This is a genomic window from Oceaniglobus roseus, from assembly GCF_002869745.1.
GTDB classification, from domain to species: domain Bacteria; phylum Pseudomonadota; class Alphaproteobacteria; order Rhodobacterales; family Rhodobacteraceae; genus Oceaniglobus; species Oceaniglobus roseus.
Map to the genome: position 1 here is coordinate 42,601 of NZ_PNOS01000009.1, position 24,355 is coordinate 66,955.

At 70.6% G+C, this 24,355-nt stretch carries 28 protein-coding genes; 8 read left to right on the forward strand and 20 right to left on the reverse strand.

Going from position 1 to position 24,355, the window contains the following annotated elements; genetic code table 11:
* Positions 1 to 17: 17 nt before the first annotated feature.
* From A7B20_RS06460 to A7B20_RS06490, 7 genes are all read right to left on the reverse strand, one after another.
* Positions 18 to 293, reverse strand: a complete 276-nt coding sequence (locus A7B20_RS06460; RefSeq protein WP_102107745.1) for a hypothetical protein — start codon at positions 291 to 293, stop codon at positions 18 to 20.
* Positions 290 to 1,891, reverse strand: coding sequence for an ABC transporter ATP-binding protein (locus A7B20_RS06465; protein ID WP_102107746.1), 1,602 nt, complete (start codon positions 1,889 to 1,891; stop codon positions 290 to 292). The genes A7B20_RS06460 and A7B20_RS06465 overlap by 4 nt, the downstream gene beginning before the upstream one ends.
* A complete protein-coding gene (locus A7B20_RS06470; RefSeq protein WP_102107747.1) occupies positions 1,888 to 2,244 on the reverse strand; it encodes a nuclear transport factor 2 family protein in 357 nt (118 codons plus the stop codon). The genes A7B20_RS06465 and A7B20_RS06470 overlap by 4 nt, the downstream gene beginning before the upstream one ends.
* An 86-nt stretch (positions 2,245 to 2,330) precedes the next feature.
* On the reverse strand, positions 2,331 to 3,326 hold the full coding sequence (locus A7B20_RS06475; RefSeq protein WP_102107748.1) for a BMP family lipoprotein: 996 nt from the start codon (positions 3,324 to 3,326) through the stop codon (positions 2,331 to 2,333).
* 211 nt (positions 3,327 to 3,537) lie between these two features.
* Positions 3,538 to 3,957 carry a GNAT family N-acetyltransferase gene (locus A7B20_RS06480; RefSeq protein ID WP_425437126.1) on the reverse strand — a complete coding sequence of 140 codons (420 nt, stop codon included), beginning with the start codon at positions 3,955 to 3,957 and terminating at the stop codon, positions 3,538 to 3,540.
* Positions 3,954 to 4,595 (reverse strand): tRNA (adenosine(37)-N6)-threonylcarbamoyltransferase complex dimerization subunit type 1 TsaB, encoded by a 642-nt coding sequence (tsaB, locus tag A7B20_RS06485; RefSeq protein ID WP_102107749.1) that lies wholly within the window; start codon positions 4,593 to 4,595, stop codon positions 3,954 to 3,956. The genes A7B20_RS06480 and tsaB overlap by 4 nt, the downstream gene beginning before the upstream one ends.
* Before the next feature lie 11 nt (positions 4,596 to 4,606).
* Positions 4,607 to 5,170, reverse strand: a complete 564-nt coding sequence (locus A7B20_RS06490; protein WP_102107750.1) for a NifU family protein — start codon at positions 5,168 to 5,170, stop codon at positions 4,607 to 4,609.
* Positions 5,171 to 5,416: 246 nt separating this feature from the next.
* Between A7B20_RS06490 and A7B20_RS06495 the strand changes: the two genes are divergently transcribed.
* Both A7B20_RS06495 and A7B20_RS06500 read left to right on the forward strand, forming a co-directional pair.
* The gene (locus A7B20_RS06495) at positions 5,417 to 5,905 is read left to right on the forward strand and encodes a twin-arginine translocation pathway signal (RefSeq protein ID WP_102107751.1); all 489 of its coding nucleotides are present in this window, start codon (positions 5,417 to 5,419) and stop codon (positions 5,903 to 5,905) included.
* Between the two features lie 5 nt (positions 5,906 to 5,910).
* Positions 5,911 to 6,513, forward strand: a complete 603-nt coding sequence (locus A7B20_RS06500) for a ferric reductase-like transmembrane domain-containing protein (RefSeq protein ID WP_102107752.1) — start codon at positions 5,911 to 5,913, stop codon at positions 6,511 to 6,513.
* 9 nt (positions 6,514 to 6,522) lie between these two features.
* Here A7B20_RS06500 and A7B20_RS06505 read toward each other — a convergent pair whose 3' ends face one another.
* From A7B20_RS06505 to A7B20_RS06540, 8 genes are all read right to left on the reverse strand, one after another.
* The gene (locus A7B20_RS06505) at positions 6,523 to 6,978 is read right to left on the reverse strand and encodes a universal stress protein (RefSeq protein ID WP_102107753.1); all 456 of its coding nucleotides are present in this window, start codon (positions 6,976 to 6,978) and stop codon (positions 6,523 to 6,525) included.
* Positions 6,979 to 7,045: 67 nt separating this feature from the next.
* Positions 7,046 to 7,909 (reverse strand): branched-chain amino acid aminotransferase, encoded by an 864-nt coding sequence (locus A7B20_RS06510; protein WP_102107754.1) that lies wholly within the window; start codon positions 7,907 to 7,909, stop codon positions 7,046 to 7,048.
* A gap of 214 nt (positions 7,910 to 8,123) precedes the next feature.
* Positions 8,124 to 9,581, reverse strand: coding sequence for a carnitine 3-dehydrogenase (locus tag A7B20_RS06515; RefSeq protein WP_102107755.1), 1,458 nt, complete (start codon positions 9,579 to 9,581; stop codon positions 8,124 to 8,126).
* A complete protein-coding gene (locus A7B20_RS06520; RefSeq protein WP_245866633.1) occupies positions 9,578 to 10,132 on the reverse strand; it encodes a lipocalin family protein in 555 nt (184 codons plus the stop codon). The genes A7B20_RS06515 and A7B20_RS06520 overlap by 4 nt, the downstream gene beginning before the upstream one ends.
* Positions 10,120 to 10,461, reverse strand: coding sequence for a hypothetical protein (locus A7B20_RS06525; RefSeq protein WP_245866635.1), 342 nt, complete (start codon positions 10,459 to 10,461; stop codon positions 10,120 to 10,122). Before A7B20_RS06525 ends, A7B20_RS06520 begins: the two co-directional genes overlap by 13 nt.
* Positions 10,458 to 11,108, reverse strand: a complete 651-nt coding sequence (locus A7B20_RS06530; RefSeq protein WP_102107756.1) for an SGNH/GDSL hydrolase family protein — start codon at positions 11,106 to 11,108, stop codon at positions 10,458 to 10,460. Before A7B20_RS06530 ends, A7B20_RS06525 begins: the two co-directional genes overlap by 4 nt.
* Positions 11,109 to 11,113: 5 nt before the next feature.
* Complete coding sequence (gene bcoG, locus A7B20_RS06535) at positions 11,114 to 12,028, reverse strand: 3-dehydrocarnitine:acetyl-CoA trimethylamine transferase BcoG (RefSeq protein ID WP_102107757.1); 915 nt, start codon at positions 12,026 to 12,028, stop codon at positions 11,114 to 11,116.
* Between the two features lie 82 nt (positions 12,029 to 12,110).
* Positions 12,111 to 13,109 carry an LLM class flavin-dependent oxidoreductase gene (locus tag A7B20_RS06540; protein ID WP_102107758.1) on the reverse strand — a complete coding sequence of 333 codons (999 nt, stop codon included), beginning with the start codon at positions 13,107 to 13,109 and terminating at the stop codon, positions 12,111 to 12,113.
* Between the two features lie 227 nt (positions 13,110 to 13,336).
* On the opposite strand from A7B20_RS06540, the gene yghU reads away from it, so the two are divergent.
* A complete protein-coding gene (gene yghU, locus A7B20_RS06545; protein WP_102107759.1) occupies positions 13,337 to 14,215 on the forward strand; it encodes a glutathione-dependent disulfide-bond oxidoreductase in 879 nt (292 codons plus the stop codon).
* A gap of 58 nt (positions 14,216 to 14,273) precedes the next feature.
* Here the strand turns inward: yghU and A7B20_RS06550 are convergent, their stop codons facing one another.
* Genes A7B20_RS06550 through A7B20_RS06560 form a run of 3 tightly spaced genes read right to left on the reverse strand, consistent with a single transcriptional unit; the run spans position 14,274 to position 16,203 of the window.
* The gene (locus tag A7B20_RS06550) at positions 14,274 to 15,071 is read right to left on the reverse strand and encodes an enoyl-CoA hydratase (protein ID WP_245866637.1); all 798 of its coding nucleotides are present in this window, start codon (positions 15,069 to 15,071) and stop codon (positions 14,274 to 14,276) included.
* On the reverse strand, positions 15,068 to 15,841 hold the full coding sequence (locus tag A7B20_RS06555) for a short-chain dehydrogenase/reductase (RefSeq protein WP_102107760.1): 774 nt from the start codon (positions 15,839 to 15,841) through the stop codon (positions 15,068 to 15,070). The genes A7B20_RS06550 and A7B20_RS06555 overlap by 4 nt, the downstream gene beginning before the upstream one ends.
* Positions 15,842 to 15,852: 11 nt before the next feature.
* The gene (locus A7B20_RS06560) at positions 15,853 to 16,203 is read right to left on the reverse strand and encodes a cupin domain-containing protein (RefSeq protein ID WP_102107761.1); all 351 of its coding nucleotides are present in this window, start codon (positions 16,201 to 16,203) and stop codon (positions 15,853 to 15,855) included.
* A 184-nt stretch (positions 16,204 to 16,387) separates the two neighbouring features.
* On the opposite strand from A7B20_RS06560, the gene A7B20_RS06565 reads away from it, so the two are divergent.
* Both A7B20_RS06565 and A7B20_RS06570 read left to right on the forward strand, forming a co-directional pair.
* Positions 16,388 to 17,563, forward strand: coding sequence for a CaiB/BaiF CoA transferase family protein (locus A7B20_RS06565; RefSeq protein ID WP_102107762.1), 1,176 nt, complete (start codon positions 16,388 to 16,390; stop codon positions 17,561 to 17,563).
* A gap of 77 nt (positions 17,564 to 17,640) precedes the next feature.
* Entirely contained in the window at positions 17,641 to 18,855 is a 1,215-nt protein-coding gene (locus A7B20_RS06570; RefSeq protein WP_102107763.1) for an MFS transporter, read from the forward strand.
* Between the two features lie 3 nt (positions 18,856 to 18,858).
* On the opposite strand, the gene A7B20_RS06575 is transcribed toward A7B20_RS06570, so the two are convergent.
* Positions 18,859 to 19,530 carry a TetR/AcrR family transcriptional regulator gene (locus A7B20_RS06575; protein ID WP_245866640.1) on the reverse strand — a complete coding sequence of 224 codons (672 nt, stop codon included), beginning with the start codon at positions 19,528 to 19,530 and terminating at the stop codon, positions 18,859 to 18,861.
* A gap of 147 nt (positions 19,531 to 19,677) precedes the next feature.
* On the opposite strand from A7B20_RS06575, the gene A7B20_RS06580 reads away from it, so the two are divergent.
* From A7B20_RS06580 to A7B20_RS06590, 3 genes are read left to right on the forward strand one after another with little or no spacing between them, the layout of a single operon-like run.
* Positions 19,678 to 20,907 carry an HlyD family secretion protein gene (locus A7B20_RS06580; protein ID WP_102107765.1) on the forward strand — a complete coding sequence of 410 codons (1,230 nt, stop codon included), beginning with the start codon at positions 19,678 to 19,680 and terminating at the stop codon, positions 20,905 to 20,907.
* Positions 20,908 to 20,913: 6 nt separating this feature from the next.
* Positions 20,914 to 22,470, forward strand: coding sequence for a DHA2 family efflux MFS transporter permease subunit (locus tag A7B20_RS06585; protein WP_102107766.1), 1,557 nt, complete (start codon positions 20,914 to 20,916; stop codon positions 22,468 to 22,470).
* Positions 22,471 to 22,527: 57 nt separating this feature from the next.
* A complete protein-coding gene (locus A7B20_RS06590; protein ID WP_102107767.1) occupies positions 22,528 to 23,304 on the forward strand; it encodes a transglycosylase SLT domain-containing protein in 777 nt (258 codons plus the stop codon).
* 24 nt (positions 23,305 to 23,328) lie between these two features.
* Here the strand turns inward: A7B20_RS06590 and A7B20_RS06595 are convergent, their stop codons facing one another.
* On the reverse strand, positions 23,329 to 24,201 hold the full coding sequence (locus A7B20_RS06595) for a lysophospholipid acyltransferase family protein (RefSeq protein ID WP_102107768.1): 873 nt from the start codon (positions 24,199 to 24,201) through the stop codon (positions 23,329 to 23,331).
* Positions 24,202 to 24,355: the final 154 nt, after the last annotated feature.

Sequence of the window (24,355 nt, forward strand, 5' to 3'; positions counted from 1 at the left end):
GGCGTTCCCCATCTCATCTACCGCCCCAGAAGCACAAGGGAACCGCCCAGAAGCAACCCCACGAAGACTGGAATCAGAACGAACAGAGGCGGCAACCAATGACGGGTCATCTTGGCGAATGCATGCTCGCGCCGGGCCCATACGAGTTCTCTCTCGGACTGCATCGCAACCATCTCCATGAGACGGCTGAAACTGGAGTCGAATTCTCCGGAACCCGGGGACCTGCGCTTCAGATTGTCGTTCTCCGCCCGCAGGCGTTCCAGTTCTAATTGCATGGAGTCGTTGCTGTTCATTGCACTCTCCTTCCCACAGACTTTGCCAGGTTCGCCTCGACCTCCTCCGCCGAATGGGCCCTGTCCGTGTCGGTGATCCCCGCCATCAGCAGCCCCAGCTCCCGCTCGTTGGTTTCCGATGGCAGCCGTTCGCCCATGATCTTGCCGTCGAACATCACCGCGATGCGGTCCGACAGGGACATGATCTCGTCCAGCTCCACCGACACCAGCAGCACCGCCTTGCCCGCATCGCGCAGGGCGACGATCTGCTGGTGGATGAACTCGATCGCGCCGATGTCCACGCCCCGCGTCGGCTGACCGACCAGCAGCAGGTCGGGATTGCGCTCCAGCTCGCGGGCGATGACGATCTTCTGCTGGTTGCCGCCCGAGAAGTTCTTCGCCGTCAGCCAGCAGTTGGCGGGGCGCACGTCGAAGCGGGCGATCTTCGCCTCGGTGTCGCGGCGCAGCGCGTCGTTGTCCATCAGCCAGCCGCGGTTGTACTTCGGGTCGTGGTGATAGCCGAACCCGACGTTCTCCCAGGCATGGAAGTCCAGGATCAGCCCCTCGCGGTGCCGGTCCTCGGGGACGTGGGCGATGCCCTGCTCGCGCCGCGTCCGCGCGTCCGACCGTGCGCCCTCCAGGTCCAGCGGGGTGCCGTTCATCCGGACCGTGCCCGTGGCCGGGCGCACGCCGCCCAGCACCTCGAGCAGTTCCGACTGACCGTTCCCGGCCACCCCGGCGATCCCCAGGATCTCGCCCGCCCGCACGGAAAGCGAGACGGACTTCAGCCGCTCCACCCCCTTGTCGTCGGTGACGCGCAGGTTCTCGACCTCCAGCACGGTCTTGCCCGGCTGCGCGGGCGTCTTGTCGACGCGCAGCAGCACCTTTCGGCCCACCATCAGCTCGGCCAGTTCCTCGGGCGAGGTCTCGGCGGTCTTCACCGTCGCCGTCATCTCGCCCCGGCGCATGACGGATACGGTGTCGGTGATCTCCATGATCTCGCGCAGCTTGTGGGTGATGAGGATGATCGTCTTGCCCTGCGCCTTCAGCCCTTCGAGGATGCGGAACAGGTGGTCGGCCTCGGCGGGGGTCAGTACGCCGGTCGGCTCGTCCAGGATCAGGATGTCGGCCTGGCGGTAGAGCGCCTTCAGGATCTCCACCCGCTGCTGCATGCCCACGCCCAGGTCCTGGATCAGCGCGTCGGGGTCCACGTTCAGCTCGTATTCCTTCGCCAGATCCGTCAGCAATTTCCGCGCCTTGGACAGCGAAGGAGTAAGCCGCGCGCCGGACTCGGCCCCCAGCACCACGTTCTCCAGCACCGAGAAGTTCTCGACCAGCTTGAAGTGCTGGAACACCATGCCGATCCCGGCGGCGATGGCGGCCTGGCTGTCGGGGATCGGGGTCGGCCTGCCGCCGATCAGGATCTCGCCCGCGTCGGCCTTGTAGAAGCCGTAGAGGATCGACATCAGCGTCGACTTGCCCGCGCCGTTCTCGCCGATGATGCCGTGGATCGTGCCGGGCATCACGCGGATCGAGATGTCCTTGTTGGCCTGCACCGGGCCGAAGGCCTTCGAGATGCCCTTGAGCTCGATGGCGGGCGTGCCTGCGTCTGCGCTCATGCCGCCGCTCCGTCGCCGCGAAAGCCCGCAAGGGTCTCGATCCGGCCGAGATCGTCGAGCCGTGCGAAATATGTGCCGTGCATCTGTATCGTCTCGCCCTCGCCGAAGCCGACGAGAAGCCTGTGAAATCCGTGGTGCGCGTCATGGCGCAGCACCCGGGCCTGCCATCCGGGGGCGCCGGAGGTGAAGGCCGCGACATAGTCGAGCAGTTCGCCCTCGGTCGCGATCGGCCCCGGGACGCGCGGATCGACATAGGTGAAACCCGGCGCCAGCGCCGCGCGCAGCGCCTTGCCCTGTGCGTCGGGGTCGCTCTCGCCCCAGGCGCGGAAGAAATCCGTCAGATGGTCGGCCATGCGCGTGCCCCCGGTACCGTCCAAGCCACGGGGGCGGCCGCGTCGGGCCGCCCCCCCCAGGGTCGGTGTCATGCGAACCCGAAGGATCACATCACCGGGCAGCTGTCGTCGGTGGTGTAGTCGTGTACCTCGATCTCGCCCGAGATGATCTTGGCCTTGGCCTCCTCGACCTTGGTCTTCATCTCCTCGGTGATGAGGTCCTTGTTGTTGTCGTCCACGGCATAGCCGACGCCGTCGTTGTCCAGCCCCATCGTGACCACGCCGGTGGGCAGGTCGCCCTCGGCGCCGGTGTTGAAGACGGTGTAGACGGCGTTGTCCACGCGCTTGACCATCGAGGTCAGGACCGAGCCGGGGTGCATGTAGTTCTGGTTCGAATCCACGCCGATCGACATCACGCCCTCGTCCGCCGCGGCCTGCAGCACGCCGACGCCGGTGCCGCCCGCCGCGGCGAAGACCACGTCGGAGCCCTGGCTGATCTGCGCCTTCGTCAGCTCGGCGCCCTTCACCGGGTCGTTCCAGGCCGCGGGCGTGGTGCCGGTCATGTTCTCGATCACCTTGATGTCCGGGTTCACCGCCTTGGCGCCCTGGGCATAGCCGCAGGCGAACTTGCGGATCAGCGGCACGTCCATGCCGCCGACGAAGGACACGGTGCCGGTCTTCGACGCCATCGCCGCGATCATGCCGACGAGGTAGGATCCCGTGTGCTCGGTGAAGACGATCGACTGCACGTTCGGCTGGTCCACCACCATGTCGACGATGGCGAACTTGGTGTCCGGGTAATCCGGCGCGACCTTCTCGAGCGTCGAGGCGTTGGCGAAGCCCAGCACCACGATCGGGTTCGCCCCGCGCTCGGCCATGCGGCGCATGGTCTGCTCGCGCTGCGCTTCCGAGGACAGCTCGGTCTCCATGTATTCGCCGCCGGTGTCCTTCACCCACTGCTGCGCGCCGTTGTAGGCGGATTCGTTGAAGGACTTGTCGAACTTGCCGCCGAGGTCGATGATCAGGCCCGGCTCGGCCAGGGCCGCGCCGGCCGACAGGGCCAGGGCCGCGGAGGCGCCGAGGAATTTCTGCAGAAGGGTCATTGAGGTCTCCCAGAGTTTATCGGGTTTTGGGGCCGCGCGCGGTGGCGGAAGGCCCGGGTCTTGGTCGCGGAGTGCTCCGTCACCCCGGATAAGGCCGCAGCGGCCCGAGGGGGTCAACTGGTTTTTCGGGGAAAACCGCCGGTCGGACGGGAGGATGCCGGGCTTTTGAGCGCATGACGTGGTGTCACGAAACAGAACCGGGCAGCCGCCTTCAGGCGAGCCGCAACGCCATGGTCAGCGCGTCCGTCGCCGGGCCGCCGTCATGCCGGTAATAGCCGCGCCGCCGCCCGGTCTCGGCATAGCCGGCGGCGGCATAGAGCGCCCGGGCGGCGCGGTTCGCCTCGTCCACCTCCAGGAAGGCCGTCGCCGCGTCCCGCGCCCGCGCCTCCTCGTGGAAGGCGGCGAGCGTCGCGCGCCCCAGCCCCTGCCGACGGTGGGCGGGATCGGTCGCGAGCATCAGCAGTTCCGCCTCGTCCACCACCACCCGGCCGAGGGCGAAACAGCGGGAGTCGCCCGTCACGAAGACACCCCGCTGCGCCAGCAGCGCGGCGAACTCCGCCGCGCTCCAGCCCCGGCTCTCCATCGCGGCGGCGTGGAGGCGGGCCAGCGCCTCGGGGCTCAGGGGGGTCACGGCAGGATCGCGGGCGGCGCCTCGCGCGGGGGGGCGGCATCGGCGCCGCGCAGGTAGAGCGGGGCAGGGCGCCCGACCGGCGTGCGCACCGCGGCGATCCGCGCCATCGCCTCGGCCAGCCCGAAGCGCGGTTCCGCCACCGTCCCGCCAAGCGCCGCGGCGATCTCGTCCGCGCCATGGCCGATGCAGACCGGCCGCCCGGCGACCTCGGGCAACGTCTCCAGCGTGCAGGCCAGAGGCTCCGAAGCCCCCGTGCCGAAGACCTGCACATGCAGCGCCCCGCGCCGCCCGTCGAGGCTCGAAACGACGACGCCCTCCGTCCCGAAGGCCTGCGCCTCCAGCCCCGAAACCCCCACGGCGGGCACCGAGAGCGCCAGCGCCAGCCCCCGCGCCGCCGGAACGGCGATGCGGATGCCGGTGAAGTTGCCCGGACCGATCCCGACGCCGATCCGCGCCAGATCGCGCCACCCGGCGCCCCCCTCGGCCAGAAGTTCCTCCAGCAGCGGCATCAGCCGCTCGGCCTGGCCTTTCGCCATCTCCTCGTGCCGCGCGGCCAGCAGCCGGTCGCCCGACAGCAGAGCGGCCGCGCAATGCGCGGCCGACGTGTCGAAGGCAAGGATCAGCGGGGCAGGGGGCATTGCGCGGCGGATCAGGCCGCGACGGGCCGTACCTCGATCACCTCGGGAATGTAGTGACGCAGCAGGTTCTCGATCCCCATCTTCAGCGTCAGGGTCGAGGACGGGCAGCCCGCGCAGGCGCCCTGCATGTGCAGGTAGACGATGCCGCGGTCGAAGCCGTGGAAGGTGATGTCGCCGCCGTCCTGGGCCACCGCCGGGCGGACCCGCGTGTCCAGCAGTTCCTTGATCTGGCCGACGATGGCCTGGTCCGGCCCGTCGTGCTCGGCATGGCCGCTGTTGGCGGCGGCCTCGCCTTCCATCACCGGCGCACCGGACTGGAAATGCTCCATGATCGCGCCCAGCAGCGCGGGCTTGATGTGCTCCCAGGCCACGCCCTCGTCCTTGGTGACGGTGACGAAGTCGTTGCCGAAGAAGACGCCGTTCACGCCCTCGACATCGAACAGCCGCCGCGCCAGCGGAGATTTCTCGCCCGCCTCCTTCGTGGGGAAGTCGGCGGTGCCGGCCTCCAGCACGGTCTGGCCGGGCAGGAACTTCAGCGTCGCCGGGTTCGGCGTGGATTCGGTCTGGATGAACATCGCGGGCCCCCTTCGGTTAGGGCACAGATATGCGCCCCCGGGGCCCCGATGTCAACGATCTGGAACCGTTCTAAACTGGGCCCGCCGCCCGCCGCGAAGGGGCCGACCCGGGTCGTGCCGACGGCCACGCGCTCTTCACAAGAGCGTAAGGCCGCTTCGCCGACCGTCCGATTGCCTCTACCTTGAAGCGGGACACGCCCCCGGCCGCCCCGCGCCGCGACGACCGATGCAACGGAAGGATCCGACATGACCCCGATACTGCTGACCCGCCGCACCCTGATTGCCACCGCCGGCGCCGCCCTGGCCCTCGGCGCCCTGGGCCTGCGCCTGCCCGCCCTGGCCCAGGGCCTCGCGCCCACGCCCTCCATGCGCGGCGGCGCCAACAACTATCGCCCCGGCGCGCCCATCGTCGAGCGTATCGGCAATGGCGGCTTCTGGATGACCGGCACCGTCCGGCGCGCGGGCGACGGCGCGCCGCTGCCGAACCAGCGCATCCAGGTCTGGGCCCACACCGTCGAAGGGCACGAGCGCGACCCGGAAAGCCACGGCGCCACCCTCACCGCCGCCGACGGCACCTTCCGGCTGGAGATGCCGCAGATCGTCCCCGCCTTCGGTCAGCCCCACGCCCACCTCGCCTATGACAGCGGCGACTTCGCGACGGTCTTCCTGCGCCCGGTGATGCGCAGCGCGAAGGACACCACGCTGCACGCCGATTTCGTGCTGCAACCCGCCTGAGTCCCGTGCCGCCCGCCAAGGCCGTCCTGACATGGCTTGCCCTTGCCGCCGCGCTCGCGATCCCGCTTGCCGTCGCGGCGACCAGTCCGCTTCTCGAATGGCGCGGCCCGGTCTACATCGCCGCCGGCCTCGCGGGGGTCGTCGCGCTCGCGCTGATGCTGCTCCAGCCGCTGCTCGCCGCGGGGCTGCTTCCCGGCCTGCCGCCCCGGCGCGGCCGCCGCGTGCACCGCTGGACGGGTGTGGCCCTGGTCCTCGCCGTCCTGCTCCACGTCGCGGGCCTCTGGGTCACCAGCCCGCCCGACGTGATCGACGCGCTGCTCTTCGCCTCGCCGACCCCCTTCACCCCCTGGGGTGTCCTCGCCATGTGGGCCGTCTTCGCCGCCGCGCTGCTGGCAGCTCTGCGCGCCCGCCTCTCGCCCCGCACCTGGCGCCTCGGCCATACGGCACTGATCGCCATCGCGGTGACGGGCGCGCTCGTCCACGCGCTGCTCATCGAGGGGACCATGAGCACGCTCTCGAAGGCCGCGCTCTGCCTGCTTACCGCCGCCGCGACCGCGAAGGCCATCGCCGACCTGCGCGCGTGGCGCATGCTGCGCCGCCGCGCCTGACCCGCGCCCTCACGTCACCGCCTCCAGCTGCTCCTTGCTGAGCTCGCCCGGCACGATGGTGATCGGCACCGAAAGGCCCCCCGCCGCCCGCGACAGCTGGGTGACGATGGGCCCTGGGCCGCCCTTGTCGTTGCTCGCCCCGAGGACCAGCACGCCGATCTCGGGATCTTCCCGGATCTGGGCCAGGATCTCCGGCACCGCCTCGCCCTCGCGGATCGACAGCTCGGGGTCGATTCCCTGGCGGTCGCGCATCCACTTCGCGAAGACCTCGAAATGCGCCACGATCCGCTCCCGCGCCTCCTGGCGCATGATGTCGCCGACGCCGATCCAGTGCTGGAACTCCTCGGGCGGGATCACCGCGACGATCACGACGCCGCCGCCGGTCTTCGCCGCCCGCATGGCGGCGAAGCGCATGGCGTTCAGGCACTCGCGGCTGTCGTCCAGGACGACGAGGAACTTGCGCATCTTCGGCTCCGGGATCCCTTGGCGGCAATGATGGACGAGCGGCAGGCGGCTGGCAAGAACCGCCCGCTCAGGCCCCCGACAGCGCCCAGTCCCAGTAGAGATCGCGCGCCTTCCGCGTCACCGGCCCGACCTGGTAGGAGACGTCCTCGAACCCCGTGACCGGCGTCACCTTCGACATGTTGCCGGTCAGGAACACCTCGTCCGCGCCGCGGAAGTCGTCGAAGGACAGCACCGTCTCGACCACTTCCACGCCGTCGGCGCGCAGGTTCGCGATGTGCCGCGCCCGGGTGATCCCGGCCAGGAAGGTGCCGTTGGCGACGGGCGTGAACACCGTGCCGTCCTTCACCATGAACACGTTCGCCGTCGCCGACTCGGCCACGTTGCCAAGCGCGTCGGCGACCAGCGCGTTGCCGAAGCCGCGCCCGCGCACCTCGGCCAGCATCCGGGCGTTGTTCGGATAGAGGCAGCCGGCCTTGGCGTTCACCACCGCGCTCTCCAGCACCGGGCGGCGGAACCGCGTCAGCCCCAGCGTCACCGTGGCGTCCTCGGGCGGCATCGGGATCTCTTCCAGGCAGATGCAGAAGCCGGTGGCCTGCCCCGAGGGCACGATCGCCGCATAGCCGCTCCGAACCTCCCAGTACATCGGCCGGATGTAGACGGCGGCGTCCTTCGGATAGGCGGCCAGCCCTTCCCGGACCAGCGCCACCATGTCCTCGGTCTCGACCGTCGGCGTCAGCATCAGCGCCGCCGCGCTGCGGTTCACCCGCGCGCAATGGGCGTCGAGGTCAGGCGCCACCCCGTGCACGTAGCGCGCGCCGTCGAACACGGAGGAACCGAGCCAGGCCCCGTGGTCCGCCGCCCGCATCACCGGAACGTCCCCGTCGTGCCACTGCCCCTCGAAATAGGTGCGAATGTTGGTCCCCGTGGCCATGGCGTCCCTCCTGTCGTCTCCGGCCCTGCGCTTAGACCACGCCGCGCCGCCCCGGTCCAGCCCGGGCCCCGACACCGCTGCGAAGGGGGCCGCCGCACGCCGCACCCCCCTGCTTCTTCTTTGCCGAGAATACTCCCGCCGGAGGCGTCCGACCTCCCGACCGCCGCGCCGCCGCCCTGCGCGCGCGACCGTCGCCGCACCCCGCGGGCCGGGCTTACCTTCGCCCGACCGCGCGCCCGATCCCCTCGGGCCTCTCGAGCCCCGCATGGGCCGCCGCGATCGCCGAGAGCGTCGCCGCGATCCCCTCCGAAGGCGGCGTGGGCCGCCGCGTGGCCAGCGAGACATGCAGCAGGAAATGCTCGCCCGTCGCGATCAGCCGTTCGCCCTCGAACATCCGGTGGAACAGGTGCATCTTGGCGCCTTCTCCCTTCAGCACCAGCGTCTCGACCCGGATCACCGCCCCCGCCAGCACCTCGCCGATGTGACGGATATGGGTCTCGGCGGTGAAGAAGCTGCCGCCCGAGCGGATGTAGGCCGCGTCGCAGCCGACGATCTCCATCATCCGGTCGGTGGCGTCGCCGAAGGCCTGGAGGTACTTCGCCTCGTTCATGTGGCCGTTGTAGTCCGTCCAGTCGAGCGGCACCGCCCGGCGCAGCGTCTCCACCGGGGCGTCGTAGGATGGGTGGTCTCCACCCATCCCCCCCGCAAGGCGCGCGTCCTGCGCCTTCAGCACCGCGCCCGCGCCCCAGTTCTGGGCCTTCAGCGCCCGCATCATCGCGACGAGGTTGGTGTCGCGGATCCGCTCCAGGTCGCGGATCGAATGCATTCCCGACTGTTCGTCCGACTGCGCGGCCACCGCGTCGATCAGCTCCTCCGTCAGCTCCGGCACGTCCATCAGCCTGGTCCAGGGCCAGGACAGGCAGGGCCCGAACTGCTCGATGAAATGGCGCATCCCGGCCTCGCCGCCGGCGATGCGGTAGGTCTCGAACAGCCCCATCTGGGCCCAGCGAAGGCCGAAGCCCATGCGGATCGCCTCGTCGATCTCCGCCGTCGTCGCCACGCCGTCGCGGATCAGCCACAGCGCCTCGCGCCAGACGGCCTCCAGGAAGCGGTCGGCGATATGGGCGTCGATCTCGGCCCTGACCCTCAGGGGATACATGCCGATCCCCTGCAACACCGCCTCGGCCTCCGCCACGATATCGGCCGGATTGGCGGGCAAGGCGACCACCTCGACCAGCGGCAGCAGGTAGACCGGGTTGAACGGATGGCAGACCAGGATCTGCCCCGGCCGCGCCGCGCCCTCCTGCAATTGCGAGGCCTTGAAGCCCGAGGTCGAGGAGCCGATGACCGCACCTTCCGGACAGGCCGCCTGCACCTCGGCCAGCACCCGGTGCTTCAGCTCCAGCCGTTCGGGCACGCTCTCCTGCACCCAGGCGGCACCGTCCACCGCCTCGGCCACCGTGGCGCACAGCACCACCGACCCCTCCGCGGGCAGCGCCACGTCCGACAGCCCCGGCAGCGACCGCCGCGCGTTGGCCATGACCTCGGACAGCTTCCGCTCGGCCTCGGGGTCGGGGTCGAACACCCGCACGTCCCAGCCCATCAGCGCGAAGCGCGCGGCCCAGCCGCCGCCGATCACGCCGCCCCCGATCACCGCCGCCGTCCGTGTCATCGCGCCCCCTGTGGCACCGTCATCAGCTTCGAGACATCGTAGCCGTTGAAATCCAGGATCTCCTTCGCCGCCGCCAGCCGGTCCGCCGGAATCTGCGGATCGCGGTTCAGGATCCACCCCGCCCGCCCCGAGGGCACGCCCACCACCGCGGTGCGATACCCCTCATCGACCCAGAGCACCCAGTAGGGCGAGGAGAGGAACGGCACCTGGTCGAACGTCACCGTCAGCCGCCCCGGCCCAGTCACCTCGGCCCGCCCCTCGATCCGCTTCACCGGCCCGTCGAGCGCGCCCTCGCGGCAGAGGTTCACCACCGACAGCCCGCCGTCCGGCAAGGGGGCATAGGTCGCCGTCGTGCCGACGCAGCCCTTCTCGAAGGCCACCGGGAACCGCGCCACCTCGTACCAGGTCCCGGCATAGCGGGCGGGATCGAACAGCGCGATGGACGAGATCGGCACCGAGGTGTCGCGATAGACCGGCACCGTGCCCGGCGGCAGCGGGATCTCCGAGGAACAGGCGGCCAGCGCCAGCAGGAACGGGATCAGTCGATGCACAGCGTCGACGCCTGTCCGAGCGAGGTCAGGACCTCGGTGCAGCCGAAGATCGGCTTCACCGGCGCGCAGGTGCGCGAGCGGGCGAGGCAGAGGCCCGAGCAGTCGTCTGCCGCGGAACAGCTCCTGCCCGCGTCCGGCGTGTCCTCGTAGCAGACGAACCCGGCCTTGCCGCCCTTGCCCCAGCGGCCCTCCCGCTTCTCGCAGGCGGCCTTGGCGTTCTCGACGAGGTGCGGGTCATAGCCCGGCAGGCTCAGGTCGGGCGCCTCGGGCTCGGACCGGCAGGCGCCGAGCGCCAGCAGCGCCGCAAGGACCAGGGCAGGGCGGATCATGTCAGGCTTCCCTTCTCCAGCCGCGCGAAGCGGTCGCGCAGCGCATCGGCCATCACGGCACCCAGCACGGCGTGGGAGCGGACGTCAAGGTGCACCCCGTCCAGCGGATCGACCGCCACATGGGCCCCCGCATCGACGAAGCCGCAGCCCCGCCGCGCCGCCTCCTGCATCATGTGCACGAACAGGCCCGCGCCCCGCGTCTCGGCCCCCTGGTAGACGTCGGCAAGGCAGCCGGTCTCGCGCACCGGGGCGGGGCAGACGATCAGCACGTCGCGCGCGCATCCCGAGGCGCGCACCTCCTCCACCAGCCGCCCGACAGAGGTGGCGATGTCCACCGCCGGAAGGTTGAAGCGCATCTTCAGGTCGTTCGTCCCCAGCATCAGCACCACGATGTCGATCGGCGCATGGCTCTCCAGAACCGCGCGCAGCGCCAGCATCCCGTTCTTGTGCGGCCCGTCCACGGGATCCGGCTGCACCGTCGTCCGCCCCGGCAGCGCCTCGACGATCACCTCCCACTCGGCCCCGAGCGCCCGCGCCGCGACCGAGGTCCAGCGCTGCGCGAAGGGCATCCGCGTCCAGACGCCCCGCTCGGCCATCGGCGGCGTGCCGTGGGAATTGCTGTCGCCATAGACCAGGACCGTCGGCACGCGCCTCAGCCCCCCACCGGCGCGCGCTTGGTCAGCGAGAGCTTCCCGCGCACCTCGGCAGGCGTCAGCACCCGCGCGCCCAGCCCCTCGACGATGGAGACCGCGCGCTCGACAAGCTGCGCGTTGGTCGCCAGCACCCCGCGCCCCAGCATCAGGTTGTCCTCCAGCCCGACGCGCACATGCCCGCCCGCCAGCACCGAGGCGGCCACGAAGGGCATCTGGTGCCGCCCGAGGCCGAAGGCCGAGAAGGTCCAGTCGTCGGGGATGTTGTTCACCATGGCGAGGAAGGTGTTCAGATCGTCCGGCGCCCCCCAGGGCACCCCCATGCAGAGCTGGACGAGGGCAGGGGCCTTCAGGATGCCGTCGGCCATCAGCTGCTTGGCGTACCAGAGGTGGCCGGTGTCGAAGGCCTCGATCTCGACCTGCACGCCGAGCTCGGTCATCGCCTTTCCCATCGCCCGGAGCATGCCGGGCGTATTCGTCATCACGTAATCGGCCTCGGCGAAGTTCATCGTCCCGCAGTCGAGCGTGCAGAGTTCGGGCAGGCACTCGGCGATGTGGGCCACCCGCTCCTCCGCCCCGACCATGTCGGTGCCCCTGGCCACCGGCAGCGGCGCGTCGGGCCCGCCGAAGACGATGTCGCCGCCCATCCCCGCGGTCAGGTTCAGCACAACGTCGGTGTCGCTGTCGCGGATCCGGTCGGTGACCTCGCGGTAGAGCTTCGGGTCGCGCGACGGCGCCCCGGTCTCGGGGTCGCGGACATGGCAGTGGACGATGGCCGCCCCCGCCTTCGCCGCCGCGATGGCGCTCTCGGCGATCTGCTGCGGCGAGCGGGGGACATGGGGGCTCTTGTCCTGGGTGCTCCCCGCGCCGGTCACGGCGCAGGTGATGAACACCTCGCGAGTCATGGTCAGTGGCATCCGGTCCCTCCCTGCGCCCTGTCGGGAGGGAAGGACATTTGCCGCCCGGGCGCAACCGGAATGATCGCGCCCGGCCGTCGTCTCAGGCGGCGGCGGCCTCAGGCAGGTCGCGCAGCACCTCCGCCGCGATCTCGAAGCTGCGCAGCCGCGCCGCATGGTCGTGGATCTGCCCGGTCAGGATCAGCTCGTCCGGCGCGTAGCGGTCGATGAAGCCCGCCAGCGTCTTCCTGACCGTCCCCGGCGCCCCCACCGCCGAGATCCGCAGCGCATGGTTCACGCCGTTCAGCAGCGAAGGCCCGAGTTCGGCCTCGATGTCCTCCACGGGGCGCGGCAGCTTCCCCGGCCGCCCCGTCCGCAGCCGCGCGAAGGCCTGCTGCATCGAGCTACGCAGATACGCGCCCTCGGCATCCGTGTCGGCGGCGAAGACGTTCACCGCCAGCATCGCGTGAGGTTTGGTCAGTTGCGCCGAGGGGCGGAAGGTCTGGCGATAGACCGCGAAGGCCTCTTCCAGCGCATCCGGCGCGAAATGCGAGGCGAAGGCGTAGGGCAGGCCCAGGTGCGCCGCAAGCTGCGCGCCGTAGAGAGAGGAGCCGAGGATCCAGATCGGCACATGGGTGCCCTCGCCGGGATGGGCGCGCACCGCCGCGCCCTCGCGCGGATCGCCGAGAAAGCCCATGAGGTCGACCACGTCCTGGGGGAAGGTGTCGGCGGCATGGCCCCGCCGGAACGCCATCGCCACCGCCATGTCGCCGCCGGGCGCGCGGCCCAGCCCGAGGTCGATCCGCCCGGGATGGATCGTCGCCAGCGTGCCGAACTGCTCGGCAATGGCGATCGGCGCGTGGTTCGGCAGCATGATGCCCCCGGCGCCGACGCGCATGGTCTTCGTCGCATCCGCGATGTGGCCGATCAGCACCGAGGTCGCGGCGCTGGCGATCCCGGGCATGTTGTGATGCTCCGCCAGCCAGTAGCGGTGATAGCCCCAGCCCTCGGCGTGACGGGCAAGGTCCACCGAGTTGGCGATGGCCTCCGCCGGGCCGTGACCTTCGGGGACGGGGGCGAGATCGAGGATCGAATGGTGCATGGCTCTGCTCCTTTTTCCCCGATATGGGCGCTGGCGGCGGCGTTGCAAAAGAAAAACTTCCGATGCTTGGAACGGGCGGAGCCCGGGCAAGCAAGGATGGGGAAAGATGCTCCCGCTGCCGGCGCGGTGCGCCGGGTGACAGTCGAACCTGCGCCGGTGCGCACTGGCAAACCGGCGCGTCGGGTATAGGTTGGGAGCCGACAGACACCCTTCCGAAAGGCCAAGCCATGAGCGACACCGAGACTTACCAACCCCCGAAGGTCTGGACCTGGGACGCCGAGAACGGCGGCCAGTTCGCCAAGACCAACCGCCCCATCGCCGGGCCGACCCACGACAAGGAGCTGCCGGTCGGCAAGCACCCGCTCCAGCTCTACTCGCTGGCCACGCCGAACGGCGTGAAGGTGACGGTGATGCTGGAAGAGCTGCTGGCCCTCGGCAAGACCGGGGCCGAGTACGACGCCTGGCTGATCAAGATCGGCGACGGCGACCAGTTCGGCAGCGGCTTCGTCGAGGTCAACCCGAACTCGAAGATCCCCGCGCTGATGGACCACTCCACCACGCCGCCGACCCGGATCTTCGAATCCGGCGCGATCCTCCTCTACCTCGCCGAGAAGCACGGCGCCTTCCTGCCGTCGGACCCCGCGAAGCGGCCCGAGATGCTGTCCTGGCTGATGTGGCAGATGGGCAGCGCGCCCTATCTCGGCGGCGGTTTCGGCCACTTCTACGCCTACGCGCCGGAGAAGATGGAATACCCGATCAACCGCTTCACCATGGAGGCGAAGCGGCAGCTCGACGTGCTCGACCGCCAGCTGGCCGAGCGGCCCTTCATCGCGGGCGACGAATACACCATCGCCGATATCGCGATCTGGCCCTGGTACGGCCAGCTGGTGCTCGGGCGGCTCTATTCCGCGGCCGAGTTCCTGGACGTCGAAAGCTACAAGAACGTCATGGCCTGGGCGAAGAAGATCGACGCCCGCCCCGCCGTACAGCGCGGCCGCATGGTGAACCGCGCCTTCGGCGAGCCCGAGCTGCAGCTGCACGAGCGCCACGACGCCTCGGATTTCGAGACGAAGACGCAGGACAAGATCGGCACCGCCGCCGAGTGAGCGCGGAATCATACCTGTCGCGCGGCGGTCCCTCGGGAACGCCGCGCAGTGCGCCCGATCAGACGCCGCGGAACACGGGCGCGCGTTTCTCCATGAACGCCCGCCGCCCCTCGGCATAGTCCGCGCTGTCATAGCAGGCCTTCACCAGCGCCTCGACCGCAGCAACGTCCGACCCGGGACGGATCGCCGCCTTCGCCGCCGTCACCGTCAGCGGCGCGTTGCCCGCGATGCGCCCGGCCAGCTCGTCCACCGTGGCCGCCAGCGCCTCGACCGGCACGACCCTGTTCACCAGCCCCATCGCCCGCGCCTCCGCCGCCGGGAACAGCGACGCGGTGAACATCACCTCCGCCGCAACCGACGGGCCCACCAGATCCACCAGCTTCCGGATCCCCTCGACGCCATAGCCAAGCCCCATCCGCGCCGCCGTGATGCCAAGCCGCGCATCCTCGGCCGCGATGCGCATGTCGCAGGCCAGCGCCAGCCCCATGCCGCCGCCCACGCAGAAGCCGCGGATCATCGCGATCGTCGGTTTCGGGAAGGCCCAGAGCGCCCGGTCCGCCCCCTCGGACACGCGGTTGTAATCGGCGATCGCCGCCTCCGACGCGCGCTGCGACTCGAACTCCGAGATGTCGGCGCCCGAGACGAAGGCCCTGTCGCCCGCGCCGCTCAGCACCACCACGCGCACCGCGTCGTCGGCCGCAAGCTGCGCCAGCGCATCCGTCAGCCCCTGCCACATGGCGAGCGACATCGCGTTGCGCTTCTCGGGCCGGTTGAACAGCACGTGGCCGACCGCCCCCGTCCGCGAGGCGACGATCAGCCCCCCGGCCAGCTCCTGCCGCATCTCGGCCGCGCTCACGTCCAGCGCCCGCCGCCGTCCATGTCCACGACCGTGCCCGACAGGTACTGGACTTTCGGCGAGGACAGCATGACGGCCATCGCCGCCACCTCCTCGGGCCGCTTCGGGCGGCCGAAGGGGAAGGCGGCGGGGTCGATCAGCTCGCGCCAGCGGCTCTCGTCGCCCAGCTGTTCCGCCGCACGCCCGCGATAGTTGCGCCCCATCCGGTCGGTCAGGGTGGCCGAGGGGTTGATGCCGAACACACGCACCCCGTCCGCCGGCGTCTCGGCGCCGAGCGCCTGGGTGAAGCCGATCAGCGCCGCGTTTCCGGCGGCGCCGATGATGTAGGAGGGCCGCGTCGCCCGCCCGCCCATGCCGATGATGTTGACGATGGTGCCCGCCCGCTTCTCGCGCATCCGCGCGACGTAGAGCTTGCAGAGGTGGATGTAGCCGAAGACCTTCAGCGCCCAGCCCTCGTGGAAATCCTCCATCGAGACCTCGGCGAGCGATCCCGACCGGATCGCCCCGGCGTTGTTCACCAGCACATCGACGTCCGGCACGGCCGAGAACAGCGCCCCCCGGCCCGTGTCGGTGGACAGGTCGGCCGCCAGCGTGTCGGCGGCGATCCCCTCGGCCCGCAGCCCCTCCGCCGCGGCCTCCAGCGCCTCGGCGTTGCGCGCGACCAGCGTCACCGCCGCGCCCTCGGCCCCGAACGCCCGCGCCGTCGCCAGCCCGATGCCCTTCGATCCGCCGGTGACCAGCACCTTCTTTCCGCCCAGTTCCAGATCCATCCCGTCCTCACTCACAGGTAGTAATGCGTTTCAAGCAGCAGGCAGCCCTCGTCCGAGGCGAAGGGACCATGCGCCGTGCCCGGCGGCCGGCAGACATAGGCCGGCGCGCGGTGTTCGACCCCGCCGACCCGCAGCGCGCCGTCGACCAGGAAGGCCTCCTCCCAGTGGTCGTGGCGCGACACGCGGTCGAGCACGGTGCCGGGCAGGAAGCGCACCAGCCGCGTGCGGGCGCCGGTCTTTTGCGCCTCGTCCAGCCCCTCGGCGAGCGGCTTGATCTCGATCCCCGGCACGCCCTCCACCGGCGCGAAGCCCTCCGACAGATCGACGCCGGCCAGCGGCACCTCGGGCTTGGTCACGGACATCTCGGCACCTCGCGGGCAGGGGACACGACGCTGGCGTGAAGCGCGCGGCGGCCCGCGTCAAGCCCTTCCGCCCGCCCGCGTCCTGCCGGCACCGGCAAAACCCGCTGGACCCTCCGGCCCGCGGCGACGATACCTGATGCGTCCGCCGCCCTGCCGCGCGGAGCAGCGAAAGGCACGAAGGACGATGAGCGCCCTCTCCCATCTCCGCATCCTCGACCTGACCCGCGTGCGCGCGGGGCCCCACTGCTGCCGACTGCTGGCGGATTTCGGGGCCGACGTGGTCAAGGTCGAGGCGCCGAACGGGCAGGAGCGCAACGCGGGCGTCTCGGGCGACCGGCACGGCCATGACATGCAGAACCTGCACCGCAACAAACGCTCGATCACCATCGACCTGAAGCATCCCGAGGGGCGCGCGCTGCTGCTGCGCATGGCAGAGCGCGCCGACGTGGTGGTCGAGAACTATCGCCCCGCCGTGAAGACCCGCCTCGGCATCGACTATGCCGCGCTGTCGGCGGTGAACCCGCGGATCGTCCTCGCCTCGATCTCGGGTTTCGGGCAGACCGGCCCCTACGCGGACCGCGCAGGCTACGACCAGATCGCGCAGGGCATGGGCGGGCTGATGGCCACGACAGGCTTTGCCGACGGGCCGCCGGTGCGGGCCGGAACGGCGGTGGCGGACCTGTCGGCGGGGCTCTATGCCGCGACCGGCATCCTCGTCGCGCTGGCCGAGCGCGAGGTGTCGGGGCGGGGGCAGTGGGTGCAGACCTCGCTTCTGCAGGCGCAGATCGCGCTGATGGACTTCCAGGCGGCACGCTACCTGATGGACGGCGTGGTGCCCGGGCGGGCGGGCAACGACCATCCGACCGTCACCCCCATGGGCGTGGTCGAGACGGCGGACGGCCATCTGAACCTCGGCGTCGGCGGTGACGGCCAGTGGCGGGCGCTCTGCGAGGCGCTGGAGCGGCCCGACTGGCGCGACGATCCCGCCTTCGCCGCGATGTCCGACCGCACCGCGCGGCGGGACGAGATCTGGGCCCTGCTGCGCCCGGTGTTCCGCACCAGGACCTCGGCCGAATGGCTGGACCTGCTCGAAGCCCCCGGCGTGCCCGCGGGACCGATCCTGACCATGGATCAGGTCTTCGACGATCCCCAAGTGCGCCACCTGAACATGGCGCAGGGCGTTCGGCACCCGGCGCGCGGCGAGGTCCGCCTCGTCGCCCAGCCGGTCGACCTGTCGCGCACGCCCGCCGCGCTGCGCACCCCCGTGCCCGAGGCGGGAGAACACACCGCCGCGGTGCTGGCCGAATACGGCCTCGCGCCGGACGAGATCGCGGGGCTGCGCGCCGCGGGCGCGATCTGAGCGGCCTCGCGGATGAGACAGCCCATCGCACGCAGGCGCCGCCATTCCGGACTCCTCCCGACCGCGAGGCATCCCTGATGGTCAGCGCGTCCGAAACCCTTCCCCGCGCCACCGGCCGCATCCGCTGGACGCTGCTTCTGGGGGTCTGGCTGATCTACTTCTGCTTCGGCCTGACCTCGGCCGTCATGGCCCCGATGGTCGGCCTCATCCGCAGCGATCTGGACGCGGGCAACGCTGCCATGGGCGCGGTGCTCGGCGCGTGGCAGCTGGCCTACATCTTCGCCGCCATCCCCTGCGGCATCCTGCTGGACCGGCTCGGCGTGCGCTGGATGCTGGTGGCTTCCTGCGCCGTCATGGCGCTGTCCGCCACCGCCCGCGCGCTGTCCGACACGCCGCTCCAGCTCTGGCTCGCCGTGGCCTTCTTCGGTCTCGGCGGCCCGATGATCTCGATCGGCGCGCCGAAGCTCATCACCGGGCTGTTCCGGGGGGCGCAGCGGGGCGGGGCGATGGGCGTCTACATGACCGGGCCGTTCCTCGGCGGCATCGCCGGGCTCGCGCTGACCCATACCGTGCTGCTGCCGGCCTTCGGCGACTGGCGCGGCGTCCTTCTTGCCGTCGCGGCCTTCGTCGCCCTCGCCGGGCTCTGCTGGGCGGTGCTGACCGCGCTGCCGGGTTTCGCCGAGGCGAGCCACCAGGAGGGGCAGGGGAAGAAGTTCGACCTCTCCGCCTTCGGCGCGCTGCTGCGCTACCCGGAGGTGCAGCTGATCCTCGTGATGAGCATCGGCATCTTCTTCATCAACCACGGCATGAACAACTGGCTGCCCGAGCTTCTGGTCGCGGGCGGCCTTTCGCCCACCGACGCGGGGTACTGGGCCGCCTGTTCCACCGCAGTCTGCATCCTCGGCGCCGTCGCCGTGCCGCGCCTCGCCACGCCCGAGCGGCGGATCGGCGCGATGGCGGGGCTCTTCGCCGCGGCCCTGGCGGCGAGCCTGCTGCTCCAGTTCCCGCCGGGCCCGCCGGTCGCCCTGGCACTGGTGCTGCAGGGGATCGCGCGCGGCTCGATGATGACGGTGGCGATCATGCTTTTGATGGAGAGCAAGGGCGTGCCCGCCGACCGGCTGGGCCTTGCCGGGGGGCTGTTCTTCACCATGGCCGAGATCGGCGGCGTCCTCGGCCCCGTGACCTTCGGCGTGCTCTCGGCGGCCACCGGCGGCTTCGCGGCACCGCTCGCCGCGATGAGCCTCGTCTGCGTGGTGCTGATGGGCGTGCTCTGGCGGCTGCGCGGGGCCTGAGGCTCAGGCTCCCGCCGCGCCGACGTAGGCCGCGAGGAACACGCGCACCGCCGCCGCCACGTTCGCCTCCAGCGCCTCGCGCGGGGGCGGAGCGGTCATCGCACCGAACAGGCGCGGCCGCCAGATGCCCGAGGTGGTGAGGTCGACGAACTGGTAGGCCGCGAGTCGCGTGTCGGGGATGGCGAGCCGCCCGGCGGCCACCTCGCGGTCGAGAAACCGGCTGAGCCCCCGCTGCGCCCGCTGCGCGCCGCCCTGGTAGAAGCGCGCGCCGAGGTCCGGCATCCGCTCGGCCGTGCCGATGATGATGCGCTGCGCCTTGATCACCTGGTCCGAGCAGATGATCTCGGCCAGCCGCAGCCCGTAGCGGGTCAGCTTCTCGGGGATCGACAGGTCGCGGTCGAGGATCTGGTCCACGTCCGCGAACAGCCGGTCGCGCTCGCCCTCGATCATGGCGACGAACAGCTCTTCCTTGCTGGAGAAGTAGACGTAGAGCGTGCTCTTCGACACGCCCGCGGCGGCGCGGATGTCGTTCATGCTGGCGGCGTCGAACCCCGACTCGAGGAAGACGCGCAGCGCCCCCTTCAGGATCTGGTCGCGCTTGGCCGGATCCTCGCCGGCGGCATGGCGGCGCGCGGCCTCGGGATTGCACGTTTTCTGGGCGTTCTCTGCAAACACGGCGGGTTCCCTTCTGCTCGCCCCCATATAATCGAACCAGGTGGTTCGATAAACCCTTGATCCCTGCGTCACCCTGCACTAGGTGCTGGATCGAACCGAACGGTTCGGTCCGGATGGGCCGTTCCGCAGGACAGAAGGACCGCCCCCATGTCGCGCCACGACCGCAGCCTGAAGACCGTCGCCCCCGCACCGCTTCCCCTGCGCCCGCAGGACGAGACCGCCCGCGCGCCCGAGCCCGAGACGCCGGCGCAGGCCGCGCCGCCGCAGGAGACGCAAGACAGGGCACCGGAGGCGCCGAAGAAGGGCGGGAAGAAGAAGAAGGCGGTGCTGGGCCTGATCGCGGCCGCCGTTCTGGCCGCGGGCGCCTACGAGGGGCACCATTACTGGACCGTCGGCCGCTTCATGGTCGAGACGGACGACGCCTATGTGAATGCCGACATCACCCTGATCTCCAGCCGCGTGCAGGGCTATGTGTCCGAGGTGCCGGTGCAGGCGAACCAGCATGTAAAGGCGGGCGAGGTGCTGATCCGGCTCGAAGACGGCGATTACCGCAACGCTCTGGACACCGCCCAGAGCCGGTACGAGACCGCGGGCGACACGCTGGCCCGGATCGACGCGCAGATCGAGGCGGCAGAGGCTGCCGTGACCCAGGCCGAGGCCGGGCGCGACGCGGCCGAGGCGCAGCTTCAGAACGCCACCACCAGCGCGGACCGCGTGCGCAACCTGACGGAGCGCAAGGTCGCGGCCCAGGCCCAGCTCGACTCCGCGACCGAGGCGCTGGCCACCGCGACCGCCAACGTCGCCCAGGCGGAGGCCGCCATCGCCAGCGCGACGGCGCAGGTCGACGTGCTGCGCGCCCAGAAGGCCGAGGCCGAGGGCCAGCGGCACGAGCTGGAACTGGCCGTCGAGCAGGCGAAACGCAATCTCGACCGCACCGTGCTGCGCGCCCCCGCCGACGGCACGCTGGCCGCGCTGCAACTGGAGAAGGGCGACCTTGTCGCGCCCGGCACCCGGCTGGCCGCGCTGGTCCCCGACAGCGGGCTCTATGTCGAGGCGAACTACAAGGAGACGCAGCTTCCGGGCATCGAACCCGGCGCTACGGTCCACCTGACCTTCGACGCGCTGCCCGACCGGACCTTCGAGGGCCACGTGCAGTCCGTCGCCCCCGCCACCGGCTCGGTCTTCTCGCTGCTGCCCGCCGACAATGCCACGGGCAACTTCACCAAGGTCGTGCAGCGCGTTCCCGTCCGCATCGCCCTGCCGCCCGAAGCGGTGGAGACGGGCAAGCTGCGCGCGGGCCTCTCGGTGATCGCCGAGGTCGACAGCCGCACCGCCGACGGCGAGACGCCGACCGCCGTCGCGGCCCTGTCGGAGTGATGCGCCATGGCCGCCGTCGCAGAGCAGGGCGCGACCGAGCTGACGCCCCGGAAGATCGTCGCGTTCTTCGTGATGGTCTTCGGGATGTTCATGGCGATCCTCGACATCCAGATCGTCTCGGCCTCGCTACCTGACATCCAGGCCGGTCTCGGCGCCTCCCCGGACGAGATCAGCTGGGTGCAGACCTCCTACCTGATCGCCGAGGTGGTGATGATCCCGCTCTCGGGCTTCCTTGCCCGGGTGATGTCGACCCGCCTTCTGTTCGCCACCGCCGCCGCGGGCTTCACCGCGGCCAGCTTCATGTGCGCGACCTCCTCGACCATCTCCGAGATGATCATCTGGCGCGCCGCGCAGGGCTTCCTTGGCGGCGGCATGATCCCGTCGGTCTTCGCCGCGGCCTTCACCATCTTCCCGCCCTCCAAGCGCGCCGTCGTCTCGCCGATGATCGGCCTCGTCGCCACGCTGGCGCCCACCGTGGGGCCGACCATCGGCGGCTATCTCTCCGACGCGCTGTCCTGGCACTGGCTGTTCCTCGTCAACGTGATCCCCGGCATCCTCGTCACCATCGGGGCCTTCCTGCTGATCGACTTCGACAAGCCGGACTGGAAGCTCGCCAACCGGTTCGACTGGTGGGGCCTCGTGGCGCTGGCCGCCTTCCTCGGCGGGCTCGAGTTCGTGCTGGAGGAGGGGCCGGGCAACGACTGGTTCGCCGACCACGCCGTGGCGCTGATGTTCGTCGTCATGGTCGTCGGCTGCGTCGCGACCTTCTGGCGGGCGCTGACGCGGGACGAGCCCATCGTCGACCTCTCGGCCTTCACCGACACCAACTTCTCCGTCGGCTCGGTGTTCAGCTTCACCATGGGGATCGGGCTTTACGGCCTGACCTACCTCTACCCGCTCTACCTGGCCTCGATCCGCGGCTACGACAGCCTGATGATCGGCGAGACGGTCTTCGTCTCGGGCCTCGCCATGTTCTTCTCGGCGCCGCTCGCGGGGGTGCTGTCGTCGAAGATGGACCTCAGGGTGATGCTGCTGATGGGCTTCGTCGGCTTCGCAAGCTCCACCTGGATGCTCACCGGCATGACCGCCGACTGGGACTTCGCCGAGCTGTTCTGGCCCCAGGTGATCCGCGGCATGTCGCTGATGATCTGCATGGTGCCGATCAACAACCTCGCCCTCGGCACCTTGCCGCCGAGCAAGATGAAGGGCGCCTCGGGCCTCTACAACCTGATGCGCAACCTCGGCGGCGCCGTGGGCCTTGCGACGATCAACACCATCCTGTCCGACCGTCGCGCGCTCCATTACGAGCGGCTGTCCGAGGCAGTGAGCTGGACCAACGCAGAGGCGGTGCGGCAGATGGACATGATGGCGGCGAACCTGTCTTCCCGCGGCCTCGACGGGCAGACCGGGGCCATCGCGCAGATGGTGGGCCGGGTGAAGGGGCAGGCGGCGGTGATGTCGTTCATCGACATCTTCTTCCTGATCACCGCGCTCTTCGCGGCGCTCGCGCTGACCGCGCTGCTGATGAAGAAGCCGGGGAAAGCGCCGGTTGCCGCTCACTGAGGCGGTCCGACCAAGGGCGGGCTTGCCTCGCGCGGTTCGTCCGGCCAATCTGCCGCCATGCGCTGCCACGCTTTTCGGGCGCCGGGCCTTCTGCTCTGTGCCGTCATCACCCTATCGGCCCTCGGCCCCGCCGAGGCCAGCCAGCGGCCCCGACCGCGCCCTCCGGGGCTGGTCGAGGTGATTCCGAAGACCCAGTGGGACCACCGCCCCGAGGCCGAGGCCTGGACACGCGCCGCCCTCGCCGCGCTGAAGGCCCACGGCAGCCCGCTGGTGAAGAGCACGCCGCGCGACATCGCCGAATGGTGCCCCGGATACCCCAAGGCCGCCGCGCCGCTGCGCCGGGCCTTCTGGGTCGGGTTCCTGTCGACGCTGGCGAAGTACGAAAGCCGCTGGCGGCCCCGCGCCGTGGGCGGCGGGGGGCTGTGGTACGGGCTGCTCCAGATCCTGCCGCAGACCGCACGCCATTACCGTTGCCGCGCAGGCTCGGGCAGCGAGTTGCAGGCCGGGGCCGACAACCTGTCCTGCGCGATCCGCATCATGGCCCGCACCGTTCCGCGGGACGGCGTGATCCAGGCCGAGGCGCCGCGCTGGAGCGGGGTGGCGGCGGACTGGGGGCCGATGCGCTCGGACGCGAAGCGGCAGGCGATGGCGAACTGGCTGCGCACGCAGGACTACTGCCAGCGCACGACGAGCCCCCGGCCGAAGCCGCGCCCGCGCCCGGTGGCCGAGGCCGAATGGCTGCCTGACCTGCCGCCCGCCCCCTCGCTGGGCCTGCCGGTGCCGGAGGTGGAAGCGGAGGGGCCCGAGGCCCCGATCACGCTCAGCCGGAACTAGGAAACGTGCGCCGGACGGGCGCGCTCAGTACCCTGCCGCCGAGACCCAGCGGGGGCGGCGCGTGCTGTCGATCAGCGACAGGGCCGGGGCGTGCCGGCCGCCGAGCGCCAGCGTGGCGGCGCGCAGCATCTCGATCCCGTCCTCCGACGTCGCGGGCAGGGCGGCCGGCGAGATCGGCTCGCCCACCCGCACGCGATAGGGCTGGCGGTGCTTGTTCAGCGTCTCGTGGAACAGGGTGATGTCGCGCAGGGTCGGGTGGATGATGTCGAACAGGTAGAACAGCGCCGAGTTGCGGGCGCGCAGGTTCACCGGGATCACCGGCAGGTCGAACTTCCGCGCGATCATCGCGGCGCTCGTCATCCAAGGCCGCTCGTGCAGCTTCAGCCCCCGCCGCTTCGCCAGCCGCCCCGAGGGGAAGATCACCCCGATCCGCCCCGCGTCGATGGCCTTGCGGGTCAGCGCCATGGTCTCGCGCGTCTTGGTCAGGCTGCGCTTCTCGATCCGCCATTCGACCGGCACGATCAGCGTGTCCATCTGCGGCATGACGCGCAGGATGTCGGAGTTGGCATAGATGAAGAGGTCGGGCCGGATCGCCGCCAGGAGGTGGTGCAGGATGATCCCGTCCGCGATCCCGGTCGGATGATTCGCCACCACCAGCGCCGAACCCTGCCGCGGGATGTTCTCGAGCCCCGAAACCGTGACGTGCTTCGCCAGCATCCGGCCCATGTGGCCCATCAGCTCGGGCGTCGGCGAATCCTTCAGCTGTTCGGCCAGCTCCAGTGTCTTGTGATACCCGAGAAGCCGCTCGATCGCGTGGCGCGCAAGGCGCGTCCCCGGACGGCTGGCGAAGAGCCAGGGGGCACGCTCGGCGATCAGAGGATCGAAACGGTCTCGCATTGTGCCCTCTGAACAGGTTTCCGTTACGTTTAAATGACGTGGCCCGTGTCCGGTTCCAAGGGGAGATGATATACTCTGTTAACGAATGAGGCGCAAAGATACGCCGCGCACCGGCAGAACACTGCCGATGCGCGGAGTCGTTTCAGAAGGCCAT